Origin of the sequence: Bianquea renquensis (assembly GCF_014384895.1) — a bacterium.
Taxonomy (GTDB): domain Bacteria; phylum Bacillota; class Clostridia; order Lachnospirales; family Bianqueaceae; genus Bianquea; species Bianquea renquensis.
The window spans coordinates 1-519 of record NZ_JACRSQ010000112.1 but is presented as its reverse complement, the minus strand read 5'-3'; the positions used below and the strand labels follow the sequence as shown (position 1 = coordinate 519).

General features: G+C 57.8%; 2 protein-coding genes. Both read left to right on the top strand.

Features of this window, described 5'->3' with window-relative positions:
* Positions 1 to 260, top strand: a 260-nt coding sequence (locus tag H8730_RS17495) for a hypothetical protein (protein ID WP_249290327.1), incomplete at its 5' end; no start/stop codon positions are given.
* The coding region (locus H8730_RS17490) for a hypothetical protein (protein ID WP_249290326.1) at positions 257 to 519 on the top strand (263 nt) is incomplete at its 3' end. The genes H8730_RS17495 and H8730_RS17490, both read left to right, overlap by 4 nt.

Here is a 519-nt window from a genome sequence, read left to right as displayed (position 1 = left end):
CGCCGGACAAGCAGCCCGTACCCGCGGCCAATGTAGTGGGGAAGGTCATGTATCACAGCCTTTTTGTTGGCCGAGCAGTGTCCTTTCTCAAAGAGCACTGGCTGGTCCTGCTGGTGCTGGCGGTTTTGCTGCTGGGCCTGCTCCGTGCACTCAAAGTCGCATTTGGGAAGGACGGAACGGACACGGAGGATGGTTTGAAAAAGCCTGCGCGGGGCAAAATCCGGCAAGGCGCAATTCATAGGAGAGGTGAAAAAACATGAAAGCGAAACGGAAAAAACAGGTATCGGCCGTCGTCGCAGCGGTGTTGGTGGTTGCCATCGCCCTGACGGGTACTTACGCCTGGCAGAGCATCAGCCAGCGGGCGAGGAACGAAGCGGACGGCTTTGTCAACCCCGGCGGGCGGCTGCACGATGACTTCAACGGGCAGAACAAGGACATTTATGTGGAGAACTTTACCGACCCCGAGGACGGTTCCCCGATCTTTGCCCGTGTGCGCCTGTATGAATACATGGAGATCGG